At 65.9% G+C, this 18856-nt stretch carries 24 protein-coding genes; 18 read left to right on the plus strand and 6 right to left on the minus strand.

The annotated features are described in order from the left end of the window. Window positions 1–94: 94 nt before the first annotated feature. Window positions 95–1357, plus strand: coding sequence for an MFS transporter (locus ACW9UR_RS09920; protein WP_458916800.1), 1263 nt, complete (start codon window positions 95–97; stop codon window positions 1355–1357). Window positions 1358–1361: 4 nt separating this feature from the next. Here ACW9UR_RS09920 and ACW9UR_RS09925 read toward each other — a convergent pair whose 3' ends face one another. After that, window positions 1362–1622 carry a hypothetical protein gene (locus tag ACW9UR_RS09925; protein ID WP_458916801.1) on the minus strand — a complete coding sequence of 87 codons (261 nt, stop codon included), beginning with the start codon at window positions 1620–1622 and terminating at the stop codon, window positions 1362–1364. A gap of 60 nt (window positions 1623–1682) precedes the next feature. After that, the gene (trhO, locus tag ACW9UR_RS09930) at window positions 1683–2591 is read right to left on the minus strand and encodes an oxygen-dependent tRNA uridine(34) hydroxylase TrhO (protein WP_458916802.1); all 909 of its coding nucleotides are present in this window, start codon (window positions 2589–2591) and stop codon (window positions 1683–1685) included. 77 nt (window positions 2592–2668) lie between these two features. Between trhO and ACW9UR_RS09935 the strand changes: the two genes are divergently transcribed. The 12 genes from ACW9UR_RS09935 to ACW9UR_RS09990 all read left to right on the plus strand — a co-directional run bounded on the left by ACW9UR_RS09935 (window position 2669) and on the right by ACW9UR_RS09990 (window position 10900). Continuing rightward, complete coding sequence (locus ACW9UR_RS09935; RefSeq protein WP_458916803.1) at window positions 2669–3145, plus strand: hypothetical protein; 477 nt, start codon at window positions 2669–2671, stop codon at window positions 3143–3145. Window positions 3146–3204: 59 nt separating this feature from the next. Further along, window positions 3205–3651, plus strand: coding sequence for a MarR family winged helix-turn-helix transcriptional regulator (locus ACW9UR_RS09940; RefSeq protein WP_458916804.1), 447 nt, complete (start codon window positions 3205–3207; stop codon window positions 3649–3651). Window positions 3652–3926: 275 nt separating this feature from the next. Beyond that, window positions 3927–5435: a signal recognition particle protein gene (gene ffh, locus ACW9UR_RS09945; protein ID WP_458916805.1), complete on the plus strand. Its 1509-nt coding sequence runs from the start codon at window positions 3927–3929 to the stop codon at window positions 5433–5435. Continuing rightward, a complete protein-coding gene (locus ACW9UR_RS09950) occupies window positions 5432–5953 on the plus strand; it encodes a GNAT family N-acetyltransferase (protein ID WP_458916806.1) in 522 nt (173 codons plus the stop codon). Before ffh ends, ACW9UR_RS09950 begins: the two co-directional genes overlap by 4 nt. Next, entirely contained in the window at window positions 5950–6258 is a 309-nt protein-coding gene (locus ACW9UR_RS09955) for a chorismate mutase (RefSeq protein WP_458916807.1), read from the plus strand. Before ACW9UR_RS09950 ends, ACW9UR_RS09955 begins: the two co-directional genes overlap by 4 nt. 36 nt (window positions 6259–6294) lie before the next feature. Beyond that, complete coding sequence (gene rpsP / locus ACW9UR_RS09960) at window positions 6295–6705, plus strand: 30S ribosomal protein S16 (RefSeq protein ID WP_458916808.1); 411 nt, start codon at window positions 6295–6297, stop codon at window positions 6703–6705. A 30-nt stretch (window positions 6706–6735) separates the two neighbouring features. Beyond that, complete coding sequence (rimM, locus tag ACW9UR_RS09965) at window positions 6736–7266, plus strand: ribosome maturation factor RimM (protein WP_458916809.1); 531 nt, start codon at window positions 6736–6738, stop codon at window positions 7264–7266. Further along, on the plus strand, window positions 7259–8116 hold the full coding sequence (trmD, locus tag ACW9UR_RS09970; protein WP_458916810.1) for a tRNA (guanosine(37)-N1)-methyltransferase TrmD: 858 nt from the start codon (window positions 7259–7261) through the stop codon (window positions 8114–8116). The genes rimM and trmD overlap by 8 nt, the downstream gene beginning before the upstream one ends. Before the next feature lie 4 nt (window positions 8117–8120). Then, window positions 8121–8507 (plus strand): 50S ribosomal protein L19, encoded by a 387-nt coding sequence (rplS, locus tag ACW9UR_RS09975; protein WP_458917178.1) that lies wholly within the window; start codon window positions 8121–8123, stop codon window positions 8505–8507. A 125-nt stretch (window positions 8508–8632) separates the two neighbouring features. Continuing rightward, a complete protein-coding gene (locus ACW9UR_RS09980; protein ID WP_458916811.1) occupies window positions 8633–9640 on the plus strand; it encodes a hypothetical protein in 1008 nt (335 codons plus the stop codon). Window positions 9641–9764: 124 nt separating this feature from the next. Next, window positions 9765–9986: a 50S ribosomal protein L31 gene (gene rpmE / locus ACW9UR_RS09985; protein ID WP_458916812.1), complete on the plus strand. Its 222-nt coding sequence runs from the start codon at window positions 9765–9767 to the stop codon at window positions 9984–9986. 104 nt (window positions 9987–10090) lie between these two features. Next, window positions 10091–10900 carry a division plane positioning ATPase MipZ gene (locus ACW9UR_RS09990; RefSeq protein WP_458916813.1) on the plus strand — a complete coding sequence of 270 codons (810 nt, stop codon included), beginning with the start codon at window positions 10091–10093 and terminating at the stop codon, window positions 10898–10900. Window positions 10901–10970: 70 nt separating this feature from the next. Here ACW9UR_RS09990 and ACW9UR_RS09995 read toward each other — a convergent pair whose 3' ends face one another. Further along, window positions 10971–12386, minus strand: coding sequence for a D-alanyl-D-alanine carboxypeptidase (locus ACW9UR_RS09995; protein WP_458916814.1), 1416 nt, complete (start codon window positions 12384–12386; stop codon window positions 10971–10973). Between the two features lie 278 nt (window positions 12387–12664). Here ACW9UR_RS09995 and ACW9UR_RS10000 point away from each other — a divergent pair, with 278 nt between their 5' ends. From ACW9UR_RS10000 to ACW9UR_RS10015, 4 genes are all read left to right on the plus strand, one after another. Beyond that, window positions 12665–13105, plus strand: a complete 441-nt coding sequence (locus ACW9UR_RS10000) for a phasin family protein (protein ID WP_458916815.1) — start codon at window positions 12665–12667, stop codon at window positions 13103–13105. Between the two features lie 162 nt (window positions 13106–13267). Then, window positions 13268–13621, plus strand: a complete 354-nt coding sequence (gene clpS, locus ACW9UR_RS10005) for an ATP-dependent Clp protease adapter ClpS (RefSeq protein ID WP_458916816.1) — start codon at window positions 13268–13270, stop codon at window positions 13619–13621. A gap of 64 nt (window positions 13622–13685) precedes the next feature. Continuing rightward, window positions 13686–14636, plus strand: a complete 951-nt coding sequence (locus ACW9UR_RS10010; RefSeq protein ID WP_458916817.1) for a class I SAM-dependent methyltransferase — start codon at window positions 13686–13688, stop codon at window positions 14634–14636. Between the two features lie 21 nt (window positions 14637–14657). Then, window positions 14658–15470: an SDR family NAD(P)-dependent oxidoreductase gene (locus ACW9UR_RS10015; RefSeq protein WP_458916818.1), complete on the plus strand. Its 813-nt coding sequence runs from the start codon at window positions 14658–14660 to the stop codon at window positions 15468–15470. Here the strand turns inward: ACW9UR_RS10015 and ACW9UR_RS10020 are convergent. Both ACW9UR_RS10020 and rocF read right to left on the minus strand, forming a co-directional pair. After that, the gene (locus tag ACW9UR_RS10020; RefSeq protein WP_458916819.1) at window positions 15467–16528 is read right to left on the minus strand and encodes an ornithine cyclodeaminase; all 1062 of its coding nucleotides are present in this window, start codon (window positions 16526–16528) and stop codon (window positions 15467–15469) included. The two genes, ACW9UR_RS10015 and ACW9UR_RS10020, sit on opposite strands and share 4 nt — an antisense overlap. 14 nt (window positions 16529–16542) lie before the next feature. Continuing rightward, window positions 16543–17469: an arginase gene (gene rocF / locus ACW9UR_RS10025; protein WP_458916820.1), complete on the minus strand. Its 927-nt coding sequence runs from the start codon at window positions 17467–17469 to the stop codon at window positions 16543–16545. Between the two features lie 132 nt (window positions 17470–17601). Here rocF and ACW9UR_RS10030 point away from each other — a divergent pair, with 132 nt between their 5' ends. Beyond that, the gene (locus ACW9UR_RS10030; RefSeq protein WP_458916821.1) at window positions 17602–18024 is read left to right on the plus strand and encodes an Lrp/AsnC family transcriptional regulator; all 423 of its coding nucleotides are present in this window, start codon (window positions 17602–17604) and stop codon (window positions 18022–18024) included. A 42-nt stretch (window positions 18025–18066) separates the two neighbouring features. Here ACW9UR_RS10030 and ACW9UR_RS10035 read toward each other — a convergent pair whose 3' ends face one another. Beyond that, window positions 18067–18819, minus strand: a complete 753-nt coding sequence (locus tag ACW9UR_RS10035; RefSeq protein ID WP_458916822.1) for a DUF1013 domain-containing protein — start codon at window positions 18817–18819, stop codon at window positions 18067–18069. Between the last annotated feature and the right edge of the window lie 37 nt (window positions 18820–18856).

Here is an 18856-nt window from a genome sequence, read left to right on the forward strand (position 1 = left end):
ACGGTTTCATCGTGAAACGGAATGGGTGACTTCACTCATTATCCTTTGACCTCCGCAACCCGGGAAGTAAAGACTGCCGCCGAAAGGACTTCCCATGACCACTGCCGCCTTCGCCTCGCCTCCGAGGCTGTTCACCCCTGTGCTCATCGCAGGCTCCGTGATCCTGATGCTTGGCTTCGCTATCCGCGCGTCCTACGGCGTTTTCCAGATCCCGATCGCGGACGAATTCGGCTGGCTGCGCTCGGAATTCTCGCTTGCGATCGCCATCCAGAACCTGGCTTGGGGCATCGGCCAGCCAGTGTTCGGCGCCATCGGCGAGCGGTTCGGAGACCGCCGCGCGATCATCCTGGGCGCGCTGACCTACGCGCTGGGGCTGGTCCTCTCCTCGCAGGCCGTCACCCCCGAGGCGCACCAGATGTGGTCGATCCTCGTCGGTTTTGGCGTCGCGGGCACCGGTTTCGGCGTGGTCCTGGCCGTCGTCGGCCGCGCCGCCGCGGACGAGCACCGTTCCATGGCGCTTGGCGTCGCGACGGCGGCGGGCTCTGCCGGGCAGGTCGTCGGCCCACCGTTCGCCGAGTACCTGCTTGGCTTCATGAACTGGTCAGGCGTCTTCATGGTGTTCTCGGTCATCATCCTCGGCGCGCTGCTGATGCTGCCCCTGATGCGCGGGGCCGAGGCCGCCAGCCGCACCGAGTTGGAAGAGAGCATGGGCCAGGTCCTGCGCCGCGCCTTCCGCGACCCGTCCTATGCGCTGATCTTCATCGGCTTCTTTTCGTGCGGCTACCAACTGGCCTTCGTGACCGCCCACTTCCCGGCCTTCATCACCGAGGTCTGCGGCCCCATCGACCCGGCGGGCATCCTGGCCGGCATCGGGATCGGCGATACCGCCGCGCTGGGCGCCTGGGCGATGGCGCTGATCGGGATGGCGAACATCGCTGGCACCATCACGGCGGGCTGGCTGGGCAAGCGCTACAGCAAGAAATACCTGCTGGCGGGGATCTACGCGGGGCGGACCCTGTTCGCGGCGCTGTTCATCCTGTTCCCGATGACCCCGCTGACGGTGATCCTGTTCTCGGTTGGCATGGGTGCGCTGTGGCTGGCGACGGTGCCGCTGACAAGCGGGCTGGTCGCGCATCTCTACGGCCTGCGCTATATGGGCACGCTCTACGGGATCGTCTTCTTCTCGCACCAGCTGGGCAGCTTCATGGGCGTCTGGCTGGGCGGCAAGCTCTACGACATCTACGGGACCTACGATCAGGTCTGGTGGATCGGTGTCGGCGTCGGCGCGTTCTCGGCCATCGTGCACCTGCCGGTGCGCGAGAATCGGGCTGCGGCGGCGGTACCAGCCGCAGCCTGAAGGCTCAGAAGCTGCGGTTGTACTGGATGCTTCTGCCGGACAGGATCTTGTCGATCCGGGCGTTCTGCTGCTGGGTGTTCAGCGAACTGTCGTTTCGAATGTGATGGATCGTCGCGATTTCGGTCGAGTTGAGCTGACCGGCGTACTCGGGCGGAATCCCGGCCGACACCTCAATCTGGCTGCGGCCGTCGCTGGGCGGCGTGCAGGCCGCCAACACGGCAGCGAGTGCGGAAAGTGCAATAACGCGCGTCATGATGATCCCCATTCAAAGCCCGCTATGACTCGGGCGGTGCGATTTCTGCTAATATAGTACGTCCGCGCAGAATTACGTCCGCGGCGTATCGTCGGATACTTCCCGCGCCCGAAGCAGGTCGATCTGCCGCTGCCGCTCGCGGAACCGCGCCCGGTCCGCGTCGCTGTGCTCGTGCATGCACCGATGGCAACTGACGCCGCGCTCGTACTCCGGACGCTCGATATCCTCGGGCTCCAGCGGACGGCGGCAGCCGTGGCACATCAGGTGCGGCCCTTCCTCCAGCCCATGCGTGACCGAGACCCTGTCGTCGAAGACAAAGCAGGCACCGCGCCAGAGGCTTTCGTCCGCGGGCACGTCCTCGAGGTATTTCAGAATGCCGCCGTCCAGGTGGTAGACCTGTTCGACGCCCTGCTCCTTCAGATAGCTGGTCGCCTTCTCGCACCGAATCCCGCCGGTGCAGAACATGGCGACGCGCTTTCCCTCGAATCGCGCGGCGTTCTGCTGCCACCACTCGGGGAACTCGCGGAAACTGCGGGTTTCCGGGTCCACCGCGCCCTCGAACGTGCCGATGCCCACTTCGTAGTCGTTGCGGGTGTCTATCACCGCGACATCCGGCGCCGAGATCAGCGCGTTCCAGTCCTGCGGGGCGACATAGGTGCCGACGCTGCCGAGCGGATCGATGCCGGGCTCGCCCATGGTGACGATCTCGGACTTCAGCCGGACCTTGAGCTTGCCGAACGGCGGCTCGGAGGCGGTGCTGTACTTCGGCTGAAGATCGGCGCAGCCGGGCAGCGTGCGGATATGCGCCACCGCCGCGCGGATGCCGTCCTCGCGGCCGGCGATGGTGCCATTGATACCTTCCGCCGCCAGGATCAGCGTGCCGCGCACATCGCCTTGCGCGCAGACATGACGAAGCGGACCTGCCAAGGCGGCGGGATCCTCGAAACGGGCGAAGCGATAGAGGGCAGCGACAGTCTGCATGCGCGGCGGATTATCAGAGCGCGCGGCAGGACTGAAGCGCCTATTTCCCGCCACAACCAAAGCGTAGCGTTTCGCGCATGAGGGTTCTGCACGACAGCGACGAGCGCCTGGTGGTGGCCGGCCGCCCCGGTCCGGCGGCCTGGATGACTGCCGGTATGGGCATGATCCTTGCCGTCGTCGCGCTTACCGGAAACGGTGCCGACGAGCGCTGGGAGCGGCTGGTGCCCGGCCTGCTGGGGCTGGGCCTTCTGGGGTTGGCCTGGATGGCGTTTCCATGGACCCGGACCGTCTTTGCACGAGCCGAAGGCGTCGCCGTCCACGAAGAGCGGCGGCTGCTGCACCGTCGCCTGACCGCGATTCCACTGCACGCGGTCGAGGGCGCGCAGGTCGAGGCCGAGTGGAACGAGGGCTCACGCCAGACGCGGCTGACGTTGCTGACCGCGGACGGATCCCTGCCGCTCGAGCGCAGCTACGGTTCGGGCGACCGCCGCGCCGTCGAGACCGCGATCAACGACTGGCTGACCCGGCCTTCCGCAGGAGCAGCGGGTAGCTGAAGCCTTGCGCAGAAAGCAAGCCTCAGACATACTTCGTGCATTAAGGAAATGTTCATACCATGAAAAAGCGCCCGCTTATTCTCGACAACCAGTTGTGCTTCGCGCTCTACGCCGCGTCCAACGCCATCGTCCGTTCCTATCGCCCGCTGCTGGCCGCCATCGACCTGACGTATCCGCAGTACATCGTCATGCTGACGCTTTGGCAGGACGGGCCGGGCACGACGCGACACATTGCGGACCGGCTGAAACTGGCGCCGAACGCGATCACACCGCTGATCGACCGGCTGGAGGTTGCGGGTCTCGTGCGCCGCGAGCGGGACACCAGAGACCGCCGCGTGGTGCATGTCATGCTGACCGATAAGGGGCGCGATCTGCGCGAAGCGGCCTCGGACGCCCAGTTCCAGGTCGCCTGCGCCACGGGGTTGACGGACGAGCAACTGGACGAGATGCGCGACTCGCTCCATGCGCTGACGGGTCAACTCGAGACGTCGGACGGCGCCGCCTGAGACCACCCAAGCTTGACCGCTGACGCCTTTGCGTGTACGCGGACACGGATTCCGGAAGGTCGACATCTTCCGGTCCTGAACTTACGTCAGGATCGCCACCCGTCAGCGCGTTGCGCCCGCGGGTGCGATCGCGGTTTGGCGAACGGAATTTTGCATGGCTTGCACGGCTGCATTTGCTGGGACGGGAACGGGGCGGGACTTCCGCGCCGCCTCCGGCTGTGCCTGCAAGCCTGACCTCCGTTTCCCGGCTGCGCCGGATTTGAAGGAGCCAGCCGATGTTTGAGAATCTTTCCGAACGCCTGTCAGGTGTCTTCGACAAGCTGACTAAGCAGGGCGCACTGAGCGAAGCCGACGTCTCGACCGCGCTGCGCGAGGTGCGCGTCGCGCTGCTCGAGGCGGATGTCTCGCTGCCGGTTGCGCGGGACTTCGTGAAATCGGTGCAGGACAAGGCCGCCGGGCAGGCTGTCACCAAGTCGGTGACGCCGGGCCAACAGGTCGTCAAGATCGTCCATGACGAACTGGTCAACGTGCTGGCGGGCGACGACGCCGATGCCGCCAACCTGAAGATCGACCAGATCCCCGCGCCGATCCTGATGGTCGGCCTGCAGGGCTCGGGCAAGACGACCACGACGGCGAAGCTGGCCAAGCGGCTCAAGGACCGCGATGGCAAGCGCGTGCTGATGGCCAGCCTCGACACCCGCCGCCCCGCCGCGATGGAGCAGCTTGCAGTGCTGGGCACGCAGATCGGCGTCGACGTGCTGCCGATCGTGCCGGGGCAGGACGCCGTGGGCATCGCAAAGCGGGCGAAACAGCAGGCGAGCCTGGGCGGGTACGACGTCTACATGCTCGACACCGCCGGCCGCCTGTCGATTGACGACGAGCTGATGGCCGAGGTCGAGGCCGTCCGCGACGCCACGTCACCGCGCGAAACGCTGCTGGTGGTTGATGGCCTGACCGGTCAGGACGCCGTGCATACCGCCGAGAACTTCGACGGGCGCATCGGCATTTCCGGCGTCGTGCTGACCCGCATGGACGGCGACGGCCGCGGCGGTGCGGCGCTGTCGATGCGCGCCGTCACCGGCAAGCCGATCAAGTTCGTCGGCCTTGGCGAGAAGATGGACGCGCTGGAAGAATTCCACGCCGACCGGATCGCCGGGCGCATCCTGGGCATGGGCGACATCGTCGCGCTGGTCGAGAAGGCTCAGGAGACCATCGAGGCCGAACAGGCCGAGCGGATGATGAAGCGCTTCCAGAAGGGTCAGTTCAACATGAACGACCTGAAGATGCAGCTTGAGCAGATGCAGAAGATGGGCGGCATGCAGGGCCTGATGGGCATGATGCCGGGCATGGGCAAGATGGCCAAACAGATCGAGGAGTCGGGCTTCGACGACAAGATCGTCCGCCGCCAGGTCGCGCTGATCCAGTCGATGACCAAAAAGGAACGCGCCAACCCGCAACTTCTTCAGGCCAGCCGCAAGAAGCGCATCGCCGCCGGTGCTGGCATGGAAGTCAGCGAGCTGAACAAGCTGCTGAAGATGCACCGCCAGATGGCCGACGTGATGAAGAAGATGGGCAAAATGGGCAAGAAGGGCATGATGCGCGGCGGCCTCGGCGCCCTGTTTGGCAAGGGCGGGATGCCTCCGGGCATGATGCCGCCCGGCGGAATGGGCGGCGGCATGCCGAAGATGCCAAGCGGTGACGCGGGCGGCCTGCCTCCGGGCTTTCCCGGTGGCGCGGGCACGCCCTCGCTGCCGCCGCTGTCCGGCTTCGGGAAGAAGAAATGACCGTCACGCCGATCCTGGAAACCGAACGGCTGTTGCTGCGCCGGCCCGCCCCGCGGGATGTCGAGGGGTTCATCGGCCTGATGACTTCGGAGCGCGCGCGCCACATGGGCGGGCCGAAGACCCGCGCCGAAGCCTGGCGCGGCTTCTGCACCGAGCTGGCCCATTGGGACATGCGCGGCTACGGCATGTTCGCGGTGACCATGAAGGGCGACGACACCTGCCTGGGCCTGATCGGCCCGTGGTTCCCCGAAGGCTGGGCCGAGCATGAGATCGGCTGGACCCTGTGGGCCGCCGCCGAGGGCCGGGGCATTGGAACCGAGGCCGCGCAGGCGACCCGGTCCTGGGCCTATGACGAATTGGGATGGACCACCGCGGTCAGCTACATCGCGCCCGAGAACGGCCGCTCGCGCCGTCTGGCCGAGCGTATCGGCGCCAAAGTCGACCCCGACGCGAAGCACAATTTCGGCGATGAGCCGGTGCTGATCTACCGCCACCCCTCGCCGGAGGACCTGGGATGACGACCGAAGCCGCCAAGCGCGCCGCTGCCCTGCTGGCCGAACACCGCAAGTCGATCGACCGGCTGGACGCGGTGATGATTTACACGCTCGCCGAGCGGTTCCGCCTGACCCAGGACGTGGGTCGGCTGAAGGCCGAGCATGAACTGCCGCCGTCCGATCCTGCCCGCGAAGAGCGGCAGATCGCCCGGCTGGAAGCCCTTGCAAAGGAAGCCGACCTCGACCCGGCCTTCGCGCGCAAGTTCCTGAACTTCGTGATCGCGGAAGTCATCCGTCACCACGAACAACTACGTACCGGGGACGCCTGAGGCGCCCCGACCCCGCCATTCAGAGGAGATACGACAATGGCAATCAAGATCCGTCTGGCCCGTGGTGGCTCGAAAAAGCGCCCGTTCTACCGCATCGTCGCCGCCGACACCCGGATGGCCCGTGACGGCCGCTTCATCGAGAAACTGGGCACCTACAACCCGCTCCTGCCGAAAGACAGCGAAGAGCGCGTCAAGATGGACATGGAGCGCGTGCAGCACTGGCTGAGCCAGGGCGCGCAGACCAGCGAGCGCGTGTCGCGCATGCTGGAAGCCGCCGGCGTTCTGGAGAAGAAAGAGCGCATGAGCCCGCAGAAGATGCAGCCGGGCAAGAAAGCCCAGGAGCGCGCCGAGGAGAAAGCCGCCAAGGCCGCTGCCGCCGCCGAAGCCGCTGCTGCCCCCGCCGAGGAAGCTCCGGCCGAGGAAGCTTCGGAAGAAGCCGCCAGCTGATCGGTCTGACGCGTCGTCGGAGGGCACATCATGGCCAGGCGGCCTGAGGGCATGGTCTGCGTCGGCGCGATCGCCGGCGCCTTCGGCGTGCAGGGCGAAGCGCGGGTCAAGTCGTTCTGCGCCGATCCCGAGGCGATCGCGGACTACGGACCGCTCAGCCTCGAGGACGGGCGCAGCCTGACGATTCGCCTGACCCGCCCGGTGAAGGGCGGTTTCGCCGTCCGGCTGGGCGGCGTCCCGACCCGCGAGGCGGCCGAGGCGCTGAAAGGTCAACGCCTCTACGCGCCGCGCGAAAAGCTGCCCGCCCTGCCCGACGACGAGTTCTACCACGCCGACCTGATCGGGCTGGAGGTGGTGGACACCGGCGGGCAGATCCTGGGCAAGGTCCGGGCGGTACACGACCACGGCGCGGGCGACCTGTTGGAGGTCGGCGTGCCCGGCGTCTCGCAGCCCGTGCTGCTGCCCTTCACCCGCGAGGCGGTGCCGACCGTCGATCTGGCCGCGCGCCGGATCGTCGCCGACCCGCCAGCCGGTATATTCCCCGAGCGGGCCGATGACTGACCGGCCCGCCCGATCCCACGGGCGGCTCAGCATCCGCCCGACGGCACAGCCGCGTGACCTGATGGCCGAGAGCCATGCCACCGCCGGCAGTTGGACTGCGCGGGTCATCACCTTGTTTCCCGAGGCTTTTCCCGGCGTTCTGGGCCTGTCGCTGACCGGCCGGGCGCTGAAAGACGGGCTCTGGTCGCTGGAAACGCTGCAGTTGCGCGACTTCGCCACCGGCAAGCACCGCAACGTCGACGACACTCCCGCGGGCGGTGGCGCCGGCATGGTGCTGCGCGCCGACGTGGTGGGCCGGGCGCTTGATACTGCGGCGCAGGGCGCGAGCGGTGACTGGCCGGTGATCTACCTTTCGCCGCGCGGCGTGCCGCTGACGCAGAAGCTGGCGCAGCGGCTGGCACGGGCCGATGGCGTCACCCTGCTCTGCGGCCGGTTCGAGGGCGTGGATCAGCGCGTGCTGGACGCGCGCAACGTGATCGAGGTGTCCATTGGCGACTACGTCCTGTCGGGGGGCGAGATCGCTGCTCAGGTCTTGATCGACGCAACAGTTCGGCTTATACCCCGCGTTCTCGGGAACTCGGCGTCGGTGGAGGAAGAAAGCTTCACCCACGGACTGCTGGAGCACCCGCAATATACCCGGCCTGCCGAATGGGAGGGCCATGAGATACCCGAGGTCCTGCTCTCGGGCGATCATGGCAAGGTCGCCGAATGGCGCCGCGCCCAGTCACAGGCCCTGACGAAGGAACGTCGTCCCGATCTCTGGCGGGCTCACGAAAGTGGGGACCCGATGCAAGGCCAGGAGCTCTCGGACGCGCACACCATCGCCGCAAAAGGCGAGCATGAGGACTGATACGATGAACATCATCGAGACGCTCGAGAAAGAGCAGATCGCGGAGCTGGGCAAGGACATCCCCGACTTCGCCGCCGGCGACACCATCCGCGTCGGCTACAAGGTGACCGAGGGCACCCGGACCCGTGTGCAGGCCTATGAGGGCGTCTGCATCAGCCGCAAGAACGGCAAGGGCATCGCCGGCTCGTTCACCGTGCGCAAGATCTCGTTTGGCGAAGGCGTCGAGCGTATCTTCCCGCTGCACTCGCCCAACATCGACAGCATCACCGTGGTTCGCCGCGGCAAGGTCCGCCGTGCCAAGCTGTACTACCTGCGCTCGCGCCGCGGCAAATCGGCCCGTATCGCCGAGAAGACCAACTACAAGCCGCTGGCCGACAAGGCAGAAGCCTGAAGCCCGAGGCCTACGGGCCACAATCGGCATGAAATTCGAGGGCGGTCCCGCACGGACCGCCCTTTTTCGTACCGGCGCCTGCGCGCGTCCACTTTTCGCCATGATCCGCCGTAGACTGCGGCCCCATGTCGATCCCGATGTTCATACTCCGCGCTCTCTGGATCACGCCGCAGGTAATGCTTCGCTTCCTGCCGGTGCTGATCGCTTATGTGATGATCTCTGTCGGGCTGTTCTTCACGACCGACAACCCCTGGGTCATCGGCCTGATCCTCTTCATGCTGGGCACGCTCGGATACGCCTTCCTGGTGGTGCAGGGTCTACGCGCGGCGCTGCAGGCGCTGAAACTGACCTCCGCCCCTACGGCAAGCGGACTGCTGAGGTCATCGGGAAGGATGCTTTTCGTCTTCTTCCTGCTGCAACTGCTGATGCTGCTGCTGTTCGGCGGCATTTTGCTGGCACTGTTCTACTATGTGATCTTCCCCGCGATCGATCCTGCTCTGGTGGACTACATGCGCCTGCTGGCCGAGATCGAGACATCCTCGCCCGGCACGCTGGGACCGGAGGGTGCGCTTCAGCAGAGCGAGCAGGTACAGGCCATGTTGGACGCGCAGACCAGCACCGGCATCATGTTGCTGAACTTCAGCATGTACCTGCTACTGGGCTTCGTCATGGCGCTGTTCGGCGTTCCTATGGCGGCGGTCGCCGCCAACGCGGTGCAGTACTCGCCGAACCACGATCTGATCTACGGGCTCGGCCGCTATATGCCGCATCAGGTGCTGCTCTACATGCTGCTGGTGGCGCTGCCCTCGGCACTGTTCGGGCATCTGCCGATGGAAATGCTGCTGACCATGTCTGAGCCGAACCTGACGATGCTGGCCGCGATCGGCGGCGTGCTCCTGCTCTATGGTCTCTTCGCCATGTGCCTGCCGTGGAGCGGAATGGCGCTTGCATACGGCCAGGTGCGCGAACGCGTGGTGCGCGAGCGCCAGGCCGAAGCCCGTCCCGAGATCGACTACGATGCGGCCCGCGCCGACCTGCGCTCGCTGCGGCAGGCCCGAACCTCGGAGCGCTCGGGCACTACGATGTACGACCCGAACGCCGCACGCCGGGACATGCCGCCCGCCGACGGCTGAGCGGGCTTGCGGCAGAACGGCTTTCCTGCTATCGCGCGGCATCCCGACACATGGGGGCGACCGGTTCCCGGCGCGACATTGATCGCGGCCGCAACCGGATCAGTCCCCGACCAGAGGACCTGAGATGAAAAAAGACCTGCACCCCGAATACCACGTCATCGACGTCAAGATGACCGATGGCACCACGATCCAGATGCGCTCGACCTACGGCGCCGAAGGCGACTCGCTGCAGCTGGACATCGACCCCAGCTCGCACCCGGCCTGGACCGGCGGCTCGACCCGCCTGATGGACACCGGCGGCCGCGTTTCGCGCTTCAAGAAGAAGTACGAAGGCTTGGGCTTCTGACGACCCTTTTTGGTGCCGGGGCTCTGGCCCCGGCCCGATTGCTTCGGCTATAGATTGCGACACGGCGCGCTGTCCTGCGCGCATGTTTCCGATCAAGGGGTGGCATGGCGCACATCATCGTTCTGGGGAACGAGAAAGGCGGGTCCGGCAAGTCGACCACCGCCATGCATGTCACCACCGCTCTTCTGCGCTCCGGCTATACCGTTGGTGTCATCGACATGGATCTGCGCCAGCAGAGCCTGATGGCCTACGTCCGCAACCGGCAATCCTTCGTCGCGCGCGAGGGGCTGGCGCTGCCGATGCCCGAGAGCCACGAACTCTACCCCTCGGACGAGGACAGCCAGCGTGCCGCCCAGGTCGAGGAAGAGGCCCGCTTCACCGAGGCGCTGGACAAGCTCGACCGCAACAACCGGTTCATCGTGATCGACTGCCCCGGCGCGCACACGCGCTATGCGCAGATGGCGCATTCCACGGCGGACACGCTGATCACGCCCCTTAACGACAGCCTGATCGACTTCGATCTGCTGGCCCGACTGGATCCCGGGACCGGCAAGGTGATCGGCCCCTCGATCTATGCCGAGATGGTCTGGAAAGCCCGTCAGCTACGCGCCCGCGCCGGGCTGGAGCCCGTTGACTGGGCGGTGTTGCGTAACCGCGTCTCGACCACGGACGCGATCAACAAGCGCAAGGTCGGCAAGGCCCTGAAGGAATTGGCGAAGCGCATCGGCTTCCGGATGATTCCCGGCTTTTCGGAGCGCGTGGTGTTCCGTGAGCTGTTTCTCGACGGACTGACCCTGCTGGATCTCGGGGATGCCGGTGGCGGGCGTCTTACAATGTCGAACATCGCCGCGCGGCAGGAACTGCGGGACCTGATGCGGTCTCTGAACCTGCCGGATACCGAACTTCACATCTGAAAATCGCTGGAGAAGTTTCCGCCCGGGCGCCCCGCGTGGGGGGGAAGTGAGGGCGCCCGGGCGCGTGGTCTCAGCCGCCTTGCATGACTTCGCAGGGGGTCTGGCGGGCAGCGAGGCGGGCACAGGCAGTCTGTGCCTGGTCCTGGCTGAGACCAACGAATCGGGCCCTGTACCAGCCGGGGCTTCCGGCGGGTTGCATTTCGCGCTTGGAGCCTTCCAGCGCTTCCATTTCCTGCAGGGCCGTTGTCAGCAGCAGGCGCTCGGCCTGGCTGCGGTTGTGGGTTCCGCCGAGCTGGACCACCCAGGAGCCGCCGCGGTCGGCGACACGGATGGTCTTGGCCGGCGTCGGCGCGCTACCTGCGCCCGCGTGATGAGCGACGCGGACGGTGCTCAGCCCGTTCGGACGCGCGGGCGGCGCGCTGGCGGTAGGGACGCGGCTGCCTTCGGCAGGGCCGGTCGGCACGCGGTTTGCAGCGGCCGAAGCTGTCTCGATCGCATCGGTCGGGACCGACTTGGTAGCGATCAGCGGCTCGGCATCGGCGGCGCGGATCGATGAGGCGACCGAGCGTGCGATCTCGGCCGCGGCCGCATCGCCGGCGGCAGCGGTTACGACTGGACGCGGACGCAGCTCGGGGCGCGGCGCTTCGCGCACAACGCTCGCCTTGGCGACAACGACCGACCCTGCGCCGGGCACGCTGATCCGTGCGGGACGGACGACGGCGGTACGGCGCGGCATCTTGGACAGTCCGAGGTCCATCAACTTGGCGACCTGCGCGTTGCGCGCGGCCGACGAGGAGCCACCGAACATCGACACGATCACCCGGCGGTCACCGCGCTTGGCCGAAGACACCAGGTTGAAGCCCGCCGCGCGGGTGTAACCGGTCTTGATCCCGTCCGCGCCCTCGTAGGCGTCCAGCAGGCGGCGGTTGGTGTTGTAGACCGTCTTGAGCTTGGCGTTTGTCGAGCGACGGCTGAACAGGTTGTAGTACTCGGGGAAGTCATAGAACAGCTGCCGGCCCAGGATCGCCATATCGCGCGCGGTGGACAGGTGTCCATCCTGCGTGAGACCGGAGGCGTTCTTGAATGTCGTGTTCTTCATGCCCATTTCGCGCGCGGTGGCGGTCATCAGGCGGGCAAAAGCGGATTCGCTGCCGGCGACGGCTTCCGCCATGGCGGCGGCGGCGTCGTTCGCCGATTTCACTGCCGAAGCACGGATCAGGTAACGCAGTTCGATGGACGAACCGGCGCGCATTCCGAGTTTCGAGGGCGGTTTCGAGGCCGCGTATTTCGAGATCGGGATCTGCTGGTCAAGGCTAAGCTTGCCCTTCTTTACCGCGTCAAAAACGAGGTAAAGCGTCATCATCTTCGTCAAGGATGCGGGGTGGAGTCGGGTATCCGCGTTATCGGAGTGAATGACACGCCCGTTACGCGCGTCCATGACCAGTGCCGCATAGGGTGCTGCCTGCGCTACGGTGGTCCAAGCCATGAGGACCACAGCGAGCAAAAGCCCGCTTCTTGCCTGATGTCGCATCGGTTTCTCCGCCGACTTGTGCCTGCCTCATGGAATCGCTTTTGCGATCCCTTTTTATTGTTCCTTGACGGTAGCACGGGTGTGGATAACCGAAAACCCCTTTATTTCAATGACTGGGGGCGTGTTCTTCATGCAACGGGAAAACATTTCGCGCTTGCCATGTGTTCTTGACGCAGTGCAGCAAACCGTTTATGTTGCACTGCAATAAATCACCTTTACGTGGAGAGACGACAATGGCCACCGCCGCCGAGACCGCGACCGCGAAGGTCGAAGAATTCACCGCCGACGCTCAGAAGAGCATGACCGAGCAGATGGAAAAAATGACCAAGGGTTTCGAAGACATGACCGCCTTCGGTCAGGAGAACCTGGACGCCATCGTGAAGTCGTCCGAGATCGCCGCCAAAGCCGCTGAAGGCATCGGCAGCGAAGTGTCGGCCTACTCGAAGAAAGCCTTCGAAGAAGGCGTCGCCGCCGCTCAGGACCTGGCCTCGGCCAAGAACATGACCGAGCTGATGGAAAAGCAGACCGCCTTCGCGCAGTCGGCTTTCGAAGGCTTCATGAGCCAGGCCACCAAGATGAACGAGATCTTCATGGCTGCCGCCAAGGACGTGTCCGCGCCGCTGAATAAGCGCGTTTCGGCCGCGACCGAGTCGATGAAGTCGTTCGGCGTCTGATCCTCCCTGATTTCGCCAACGACCGGAAAGGGGGCTTCGGCCCCCTTTTCATTTCTGATCATTTCATTACCACCTGTGTCCGTTCACCCCTTTTCTCATGCGGCGAGCCCGATATATAAAGGCCAACCGAGCCAGACCCGCGATGGCAGTTTGGGGAGAGCGATGCTGACCGAAATGATGGCAGGACCGTCGAAGGATGACGACGACGGCGGCGACGGTGCGGGTGAACTGGGGGTCGCGACCAAGACCAAGCCCAAGACCCAGCGTCCGCCGCTCTACAAGGTTCTGCTGCTGAACGACGACTACACCCCGATGGAGTTCGTGGTGCATGTGCTGGAGCGTTTCTTCGGCATCAACCACGCCCAGGCGGTGGAAATCATGCTTACGGTGCACAAGAAGGGCGTTGCCGTGGTCGGCGTGTTCTCGTTCGAGATCGCGGAGACCAAGGTGACGCAAGTGATGGATTACGCCCGGCGGAACCAGCACCCTCTGCAGTGCACCATGGAAAAAGAGTAGCCCCATCCTGACCTCCCGCATTTCGCTGCCCTTCGACGCGGGGCTTGAGCCCGCCGAAGGACCGGTGGTCGCGTTCGACCCGGCAGGGCCGGTCGACGGCCCCGCCCCGTTCCAGGACGCGCTGCACGTCACCGGCTTCCGTCCCGCCTGGGACCGGATCGCCGCACGCGGCGCTCATGTTGCGCTGGACGCACCCGAGAACGAGGCCGCGCTGGCGCTGGTCTGCCTGCTGCGCGACCGGACCGCCGCCTATGCCCGCATCGCCCAGGCCCTGCGCACCCTGCGTCCGGGCGGCTGGCTGTTGGTGGACGGGCAGAAGTCCGAAGGTGTCGACACAACGCTGAAGACCCTGCGCAAGCTGCTGCCTGCCGAGGGCGTCGCCGCCAAGGCGCATGGCAAGATCGCGTGGTTCCAGCGGCCCGCCGACCTTCCCGCCGAGTTCGCCGAGTGGGAAAAGGCCGCCGAACCCAGGGCGAACGCCGACGGCCTGCTGACCGCCCCCGGCATGTTCAGCGCCGACCGCGTTGACCCGGGTACCAAGATGCTGATCGAGCATGTTCCCGCAGACGCCAAGGGCGCGGCGGTGGACCTTGGCGCGGGCTGGGGCGCGCTGGCGAAAGGCGTACTGGAAAAGGCGCCGGATCTCGCCTCGCTGGACCTGGTCGAGGCGGACCACGCCGCGCTCGAGGCGGCCAAGGCCAATGTCACCGACCCGCGCGCCCGGTTCCATTGGGCCGATGCGACGCGCTGGGGGGGCGGGCCCTATGACCTGGTCCTGTCCAACCCGCCGTTCCATGTCAGCCGCGCCGCCGATCCCTCGCTGGGGCAAGCGTTTATCGCGGCGGCGGCGAAGCTGGTGTCTCCCCGCGGGCAGGTGCTGCTGGTGGCGAACCGGCAACTGCCCTACGAGCGCACGCTCGACGAACATTTCCGCAAGCGCGAGATTCTCGGCGGCGATTCGCGCTACAAAATTCTCGCGGCAAGTCTGCCGCGTCGCACCGCCAAGTCCGCCTGAGCCTGTCGGAGGGCCCTTCCCATGGCAAACTCACTCGACGGCAAGTCCGTCATCGTCACAGGCGCAAGCCAGGGGGTTGGCCTCGCCATTGCCCGGCGCTTCGCAATGCACGGCGCGCGGGTCATGATGACCGGCACCGACGAAGACCGGCTTGAGGACGAGGCCGAGGCGCTGAGAAAGTCCGAGCACGAGGTGGCCTATTTCGCGGGCGACCTGCGTGAGCGGCTGACGGTCAACAACCTGATCGCCGCCACGGTGGACCAGTTCGACCGGATCGACATCCTGGTGAACGCCAGCCGCGAGGTTCGCAAGTCCGACCCGCTGGACCCCGAGGACACGACATTCGAGACGCTGATGGACCTGAATGTCCGACCTACCCTGCATCTGAGCCAAGCCGTCGCGCGGCGGATGATCAAGTTAGCGGGCGAGATGGACCCCGAGGCCCGTAACGGCATCGGCAGCATCGTCAACGTGACCTCGATCGCCTCGCGCCGCACCCTGCCCGAACTGATGGCCTATTCGGTGGCGTCGGCGGCGGTGGACCAGCTGACACGCTCGATGGCGGTAGCCTTTGCCTCGCACGGGATTCGTGTCAACGCGATCGCGCTTGGCTCGGTCCTATCGACCAGCCTGCAAAGCGCGCTGAAAGACCGCCGGGACCTGCAGGAGAACCTGACCGCCGTTACGCCGCTGGGCCGGATCGGCGAGGCGGACGAAGCCGCTGAGGTCGCCGTCTTCCTGGCCTCGGACAACGCCAGCTTCGTCACAGGTCAGATCCTGGCAGTGGACGGCGGGCGCACCATGCTCGACCCGATGGACACGCCCGCCCACTAAGGGGCGGACCGCAACAGCATCCCGTAAAGATCGCGCGGATCGTCAGGGTCCGCCAGCAGGTCGAGCATCTGGCAGTGCCCGGTCCGCTCGACCAGCTCCCGGACATAGCACAGCGCCGAGAAATCCTCGATCGCGAAGCCGACGCTGTCGAACAGCGTGATCTGGTTTGCGTCGCGCCGACCCTGCGCCTGCGCGGTGATGACCTGCCACAGCTCGGTGACCGGATGATCCTCGTCCAGCTGCTGGATCTCGCCCTCGACACGGGTCTGCGGCGGGTACTCTACGAAGATGTCACTGCGCAGGAGGATGTCGCGGTGAAGTTCGGTCTTGCCCGGACAATCGCCCCCGATGGCGTTGATGTGCACGCCGCTGCCGATCATGTTGTCGGTCAGGATCGTCGCATACTGCTTGTCCGCGGTGCAGGTCGTGATGATCTGCGCGCCCGCGACGGCATCCTGGCCGCTGGTACAGCTGGTGACGCGCATACCGGCGCCTGAGAGGTTCCGCGCCGCCTTCTCGGTCGCCCCCGGGTCGATATCGTAGAGGCGCACCTCCTCGATCCCCAGCATGGCCCGGAAGGCCAGCGCCTGGAACTCGCACTGCGCGCCATTGCCTATCATCGCCATGACCTTCGAGCCCTCGGGCGCCAAGTGCCGCGCCGCCATCGCCGAGGTCGCTGCCGTGCGCAGCGCGGTTAGCAGCGTCATCTCGGTCAGTAGCGCCGGATACCCGGTGTCTACGTCCGAGATCACGCCGAATGCAGTTACCGTCTGGTGCCCAGTGCGAAAGTTCTTCGGATGCCCGTTGACGTATTTGAACCCATAGGCCTTGCCGTCGCTGGTCGGCATCAGTTCGATAACGCCCTCGGGCGAGTGTGCGGCGATGCGCGGGGTCTTGTCGAACTCGGGCCAGCGACGGAAGTCGGCTTCGATCCGGTCGGCCAGCTCGGTCATCATCCGCTCGGCCCCGACATCGCGGACCATGCGCATCATGTTGTCCACGCTGACGAAGGGCACCATTGCCAGTTTCGAGGGCGCGGGCGGGGTAAAAGCGTTCATCTCGGGCTCCCTTCTCAGTGGCTGCGGGTCGGACGGTCGAGGATGCGGCGGCCCATCAGGCTGGCGGTCAGGTCCACCATCAGCCGGGCGGTACGGCCGCGCTCGTCGAGAAACGGGTTCAGTTCGACGAGGTCCAACGAAGTGACGAGACCGCTGTCGTGCAGCCGTTCCATAATCAGATGAGCCTCGCGCACGGTCGCGCCGCCGGGAACGGTGGTGCCAACCGCAGGCGCGATCTCTGGGTCCAGGAAGTCGACGTCCAGCGAAACGTGCAGCAGACCGTTCGCGGCCTCGACACGCTCGAGGAACGGCTCCAGCAGGCGCAGGACGCCGTGGGTGTCTATGGCGCGCATGTCATGGGTGACGAAGGCCTGCTCGGCCAGGCGTTCGACCTCGGTCTCGTCGACCGAGCGCAGGCCCATGAAGCAGACGTTGGCGGGATCGACGCGCGCGCTCAGCGGCGGGAACAGCCCGTCGAAGCCCGGCTGCCCGGTGACATAGGCCAGTGGCGTGCCGTGCAGGTTGCCGCTGCGCGTCGTGTCGGGCGAGTGCATGTCCGGGTGCGCATCCAGCCACAGCACGAAGAGCGGGCGACCGGTGGTATTGGCATGACGCGCGACCCCGGCGACGGTCCCGGCGGAAAGCGCATGATCGCCGCCCATGAACACCGGGAAGCCGTCATGCGCCGCAGCCTCGGCAGCATCGGCCAACGCGGCAGTCCAGCCCGAGATCTCGGGCAGGTGCTTCACGCCCTGGGGCGCGGGCCCCACATCCACCTTTCGTCGCGCGACATTGCCCCGGTCCTCGACATTTCGGCCAAGGCCGGCCAGTGCGGCGGCGATCCCGGCGGTTCGCAGGGCATCCGGCCCCATGATGCACCCGGGACGCCCGGCGCCCTCCTGCACGGGTGCGCCGAGAAGAATGCAGGTTCCCTGCGTCATGAACTGCCTCCAAAAACAGGTTTTCGGCAGAATGCCCTGATCTGGATGTTCTCAGATAGTTGGAGAGTTGGTAGGTTTGATGAATATGCTGCACAAAACGCACACCACTTTGCGCAAATCGTAGAAGCGCCCATGATCGACGGCACCGACCGCACCCTGATCGCCGAGCTGCGCCGCGACGCGCGGCAACCGGTATCCTCTCTGGCCGCGCGGCTGGGCCTTTCGCGGGCGACGGTCAAGGCACGGCTGGACCGGCTGGTCGAAACCGGCGCAATCCGGCGCTTCACGGTAGAACTGGGCGAGGGTAAGGAGGACCACCGCGTGCGCGCCATCGTCCTGATCGAACTGGAGGGCAGCCTGTCGCGCACGGTGATCCGGTCGCTCTCGGCACTGCCGCAGACCGCGCGGCTGCACTCGACCAACGGGAACTGGGATCTTGTCGCGGAACTGGAGTGCGCCGACCTGAGGGACTTCGACCAAGCGCTGCGGCGTGTGCGCGAGGTTCCGGGCGTGGTCAGCAGCCAGTCCTGTCTGTTGCTGGACACGGTGGGCTGACCCGCCGGAGGGCGGAGGCGGCCCGAAAGGCCGCCACCGGGATCACTTGTCGTCTTCGTCGTCCGAGTCGCTGGACTCGGGCAGGTTGAACAGGCTGTCCGGATCGAACTTCTTTTCCTGCTCCTCCTCTTCGTTCTCGTTGCCGCCGAGCGTGAAATTCTCGAAGCCCGAGATGTTCGAGGGCATCTTCGGCTCGTCTTCCATCGCCAGCGCCTGCTCGGTCGAGACCAGCTTCATGCGGGCCTCGTCGCTCATCGCCTCGCCGGTCTTGGCGGCGCGTTTGGCGGCCTTGGCAACGGCGGCGTCCAGCTCGATCTGCTTGGTCAGGCCCAGAGCCACCGGATCGACCGGCTGGATGTTCGCCATGTTCCAGTGGGTACGGTCGCGGATCGTCTGGATTGTCGGCTTGGTGGTGCCAACCAGCTTGGCGATCTGGCCGTCGGACAGTTCCGGGTGGAACTTCACCAGCCAGGCGATAGCCGCGGGCCGGTCCTGACGCTTGGACAGCGGCGTGTACCGCGGGCCCTTGCGCTTGGTCTCGCCTTCGGCGGCCGGGTTGTACATCAGCTTGAGCCGCGCCTTGGGGTCTTTCTCGCAGCGCTCGATCTCTTCGGCGGTCAGCTGGTGATTCGCGATCGGGTCGAAACCCTTGATGCCGGCGGCGACTTCACCGTCCGCGATCCCGTTCACTTCGAGTTCATGAAGGCCACAGAACTCGGCGATCTGCCTGAACGTCAGGGTTGTATTCTCGACCAGCCACACAGCCGTAGCCTTCTGCATAAGGGGCAGCGCCATGAATCTTCGTCCTTGTCTCAACACACGGGTTTCCCGA

The organism is Halovulum sp. GXIMD14794 (assembly GCF_054457455.1).

Excerpts from the sequence above, each read along its gene's own strand:
- ACW9UR_RS09920 (WP_458916800.1), top strand. The coding sequence starts at position 95 with ATGACCACTGCCGCCTTCGCCTCGCCTCCGAGGCTGTTCACCCCTGTG.
- ACW9UR_RS09925 (WP_458916801.1), bottom strand. The coding sequence starts at position 1,622 with ATGGGGATCATCATGACGCGCGTTATTGCACTTTCCGCACTCGCTGCC.
- trhO (WP_458916802.1), bottom strand. The coding sequence starts at position 2,591 with ATGCAGACTGTCGCTGCCCTCTATCGCTTCGCCCGTTTCGAGGATCCC.
- ACW9UR_RS09935 (WP_458916803.1), top strand. The coding sequence starts at position 2,669 with ATGAGGGTTCTGCACGACAGCGACGAGCGCCTGGTGGTGGCCGGCCGC.
- ACW9UR_RS09940 (WP_458916804.1), top strand. The coding sequence starts at position 3,205 with ATGAAAAAGCGCCCGCTTATTCTCGACAACCAGTTGTGCTTCGCGCTC.
- ffh (WP_458916805.1), top strand. The coding sequence starts at position 3,927 with ATGTTTGAGAATCTTTCCGAACGCCTGTCAGGTGTCTTCGACAAGCTG.
- ACW9UR_RS09950 (WP_458916806.1), top strand. The coding sequence starts at position 5,432 with ATGACCGTCACGCCGATCCTGGAAACCGAACGGCTGTTGCTGCGCCGG.
- ACW9UR_RS09955 (WP_458916807.1), top strand. The coding sequence starts at position 5,950 with ATGACGACCGAAGCCGCCAAGCGCGCCGCTGCCCTGCTGGCCGAACAC.
- rpsP (WP_458916808.1), top strand. The coding sequence starts at position 6,295 with ATGGCAATCAAGATCCGTCTGGCCCGTGGTGGCTCGAAAAAGCGCCCG.
- rimM (WP_458916809.1), top strand. The coding sequence starts at position 6,736 with ATGGCCAGGCGGCCTGAGGGCATGGTCTGCGTCGGCGCGATCGCCGGC.
- trmD (WP_458916810.1), top strand. The coding sequence starts at position 7,259 with ATGACTGACCGGCCCGCCCGATCCCACGGGCGGCTCAGCATCCGCCCG.
- rplS (WP_458917178.1), top strand. The coding sequence starts at position 8,121 with ATGAACATCATCGAGACGCTCGAGAAAGAGCAGATCGCGGAGCTGGGC.
- ACW9UR_RS09980 (WP_458916811.1), top strand. The coding sequence starts at position 8,633 with ATGTCGATCCCGATGTTCATACTCCGCGCTCTCTGGATCACGCCGCAG.
- rpmE (WP_458916812.1), top strand. The coding sequence starts at position 9,765 with ATGAAAAAAGACCTGCACCCCGAATACCACGTCATCGACGTCAAGATG.
- ACW9UR_RS09990 (WP_458916813.1), top strand. The coding sequence starts at position 10,091 with ATGGCGCACATCATCGTTCTGGGGAACGAGAAAGGCGGGTCCGGCAAG.
- ACW9UR_RS09995 (WP_458916814.1), bottom strand. The coding sequence starts at position 12,386 with ATGGCTTGGACCACCGTAGCGCAGGCAGCACCCTATGCGGCACTGGTC.
- ACW9UR_RS10000 (WP_458916815.1), top strand. The coding sequence starts at position 12,665 with ATGGCCACCGCCGCCGAGACCGCGACCGCGAAGGTCGAAGAATTCACC.
- clpS (WP_458916816.1), top strand. The coding sequence starts at position 13,268 with ATGCTGACCGAAATGATGGCAGGACCGTCGAAGGATGACGACGACGGC.
- ACW9UR_RS10015 (WP_458916818.1), top strand. The coding sequence starts at position 14,658 with ATGGCAAACTCACTCGACGGCAAGTCCGTCATCGTCACAGGCGCAAGC.
- ACW9UR_RS10020 (WP_458916819.1), bottom strand. The coding sequence starts at position 16,528 with ATGAACGCTTTTACCCCGCCCGCGCCCTCGAAACTGGCAATGGTGCCC.
- rocF (WP_458916820.1), bottom strand. The coding sequence starts at position 17,469 with ATGACGCAGGGAACCTGCATTCTTCTCGGCGCACCCGTGCAGGAGGGC.
- ACW9UR_RS10030 (WP_458916821.1), top strand. The coding sequence starts at position 17,602 with ATGATCGACGGCACCGACCGCACCCTGATCGCCGAGCTGCGCCGCGAC.
- ACW9UR_RS10035 (WP_458916822.1), bottom strand. The coding sequence starts at position 18,819 with ATGGCGCTGCCCCTTATGCAGAAGGCTACGGCTGTGTGGCTGGTCGAG.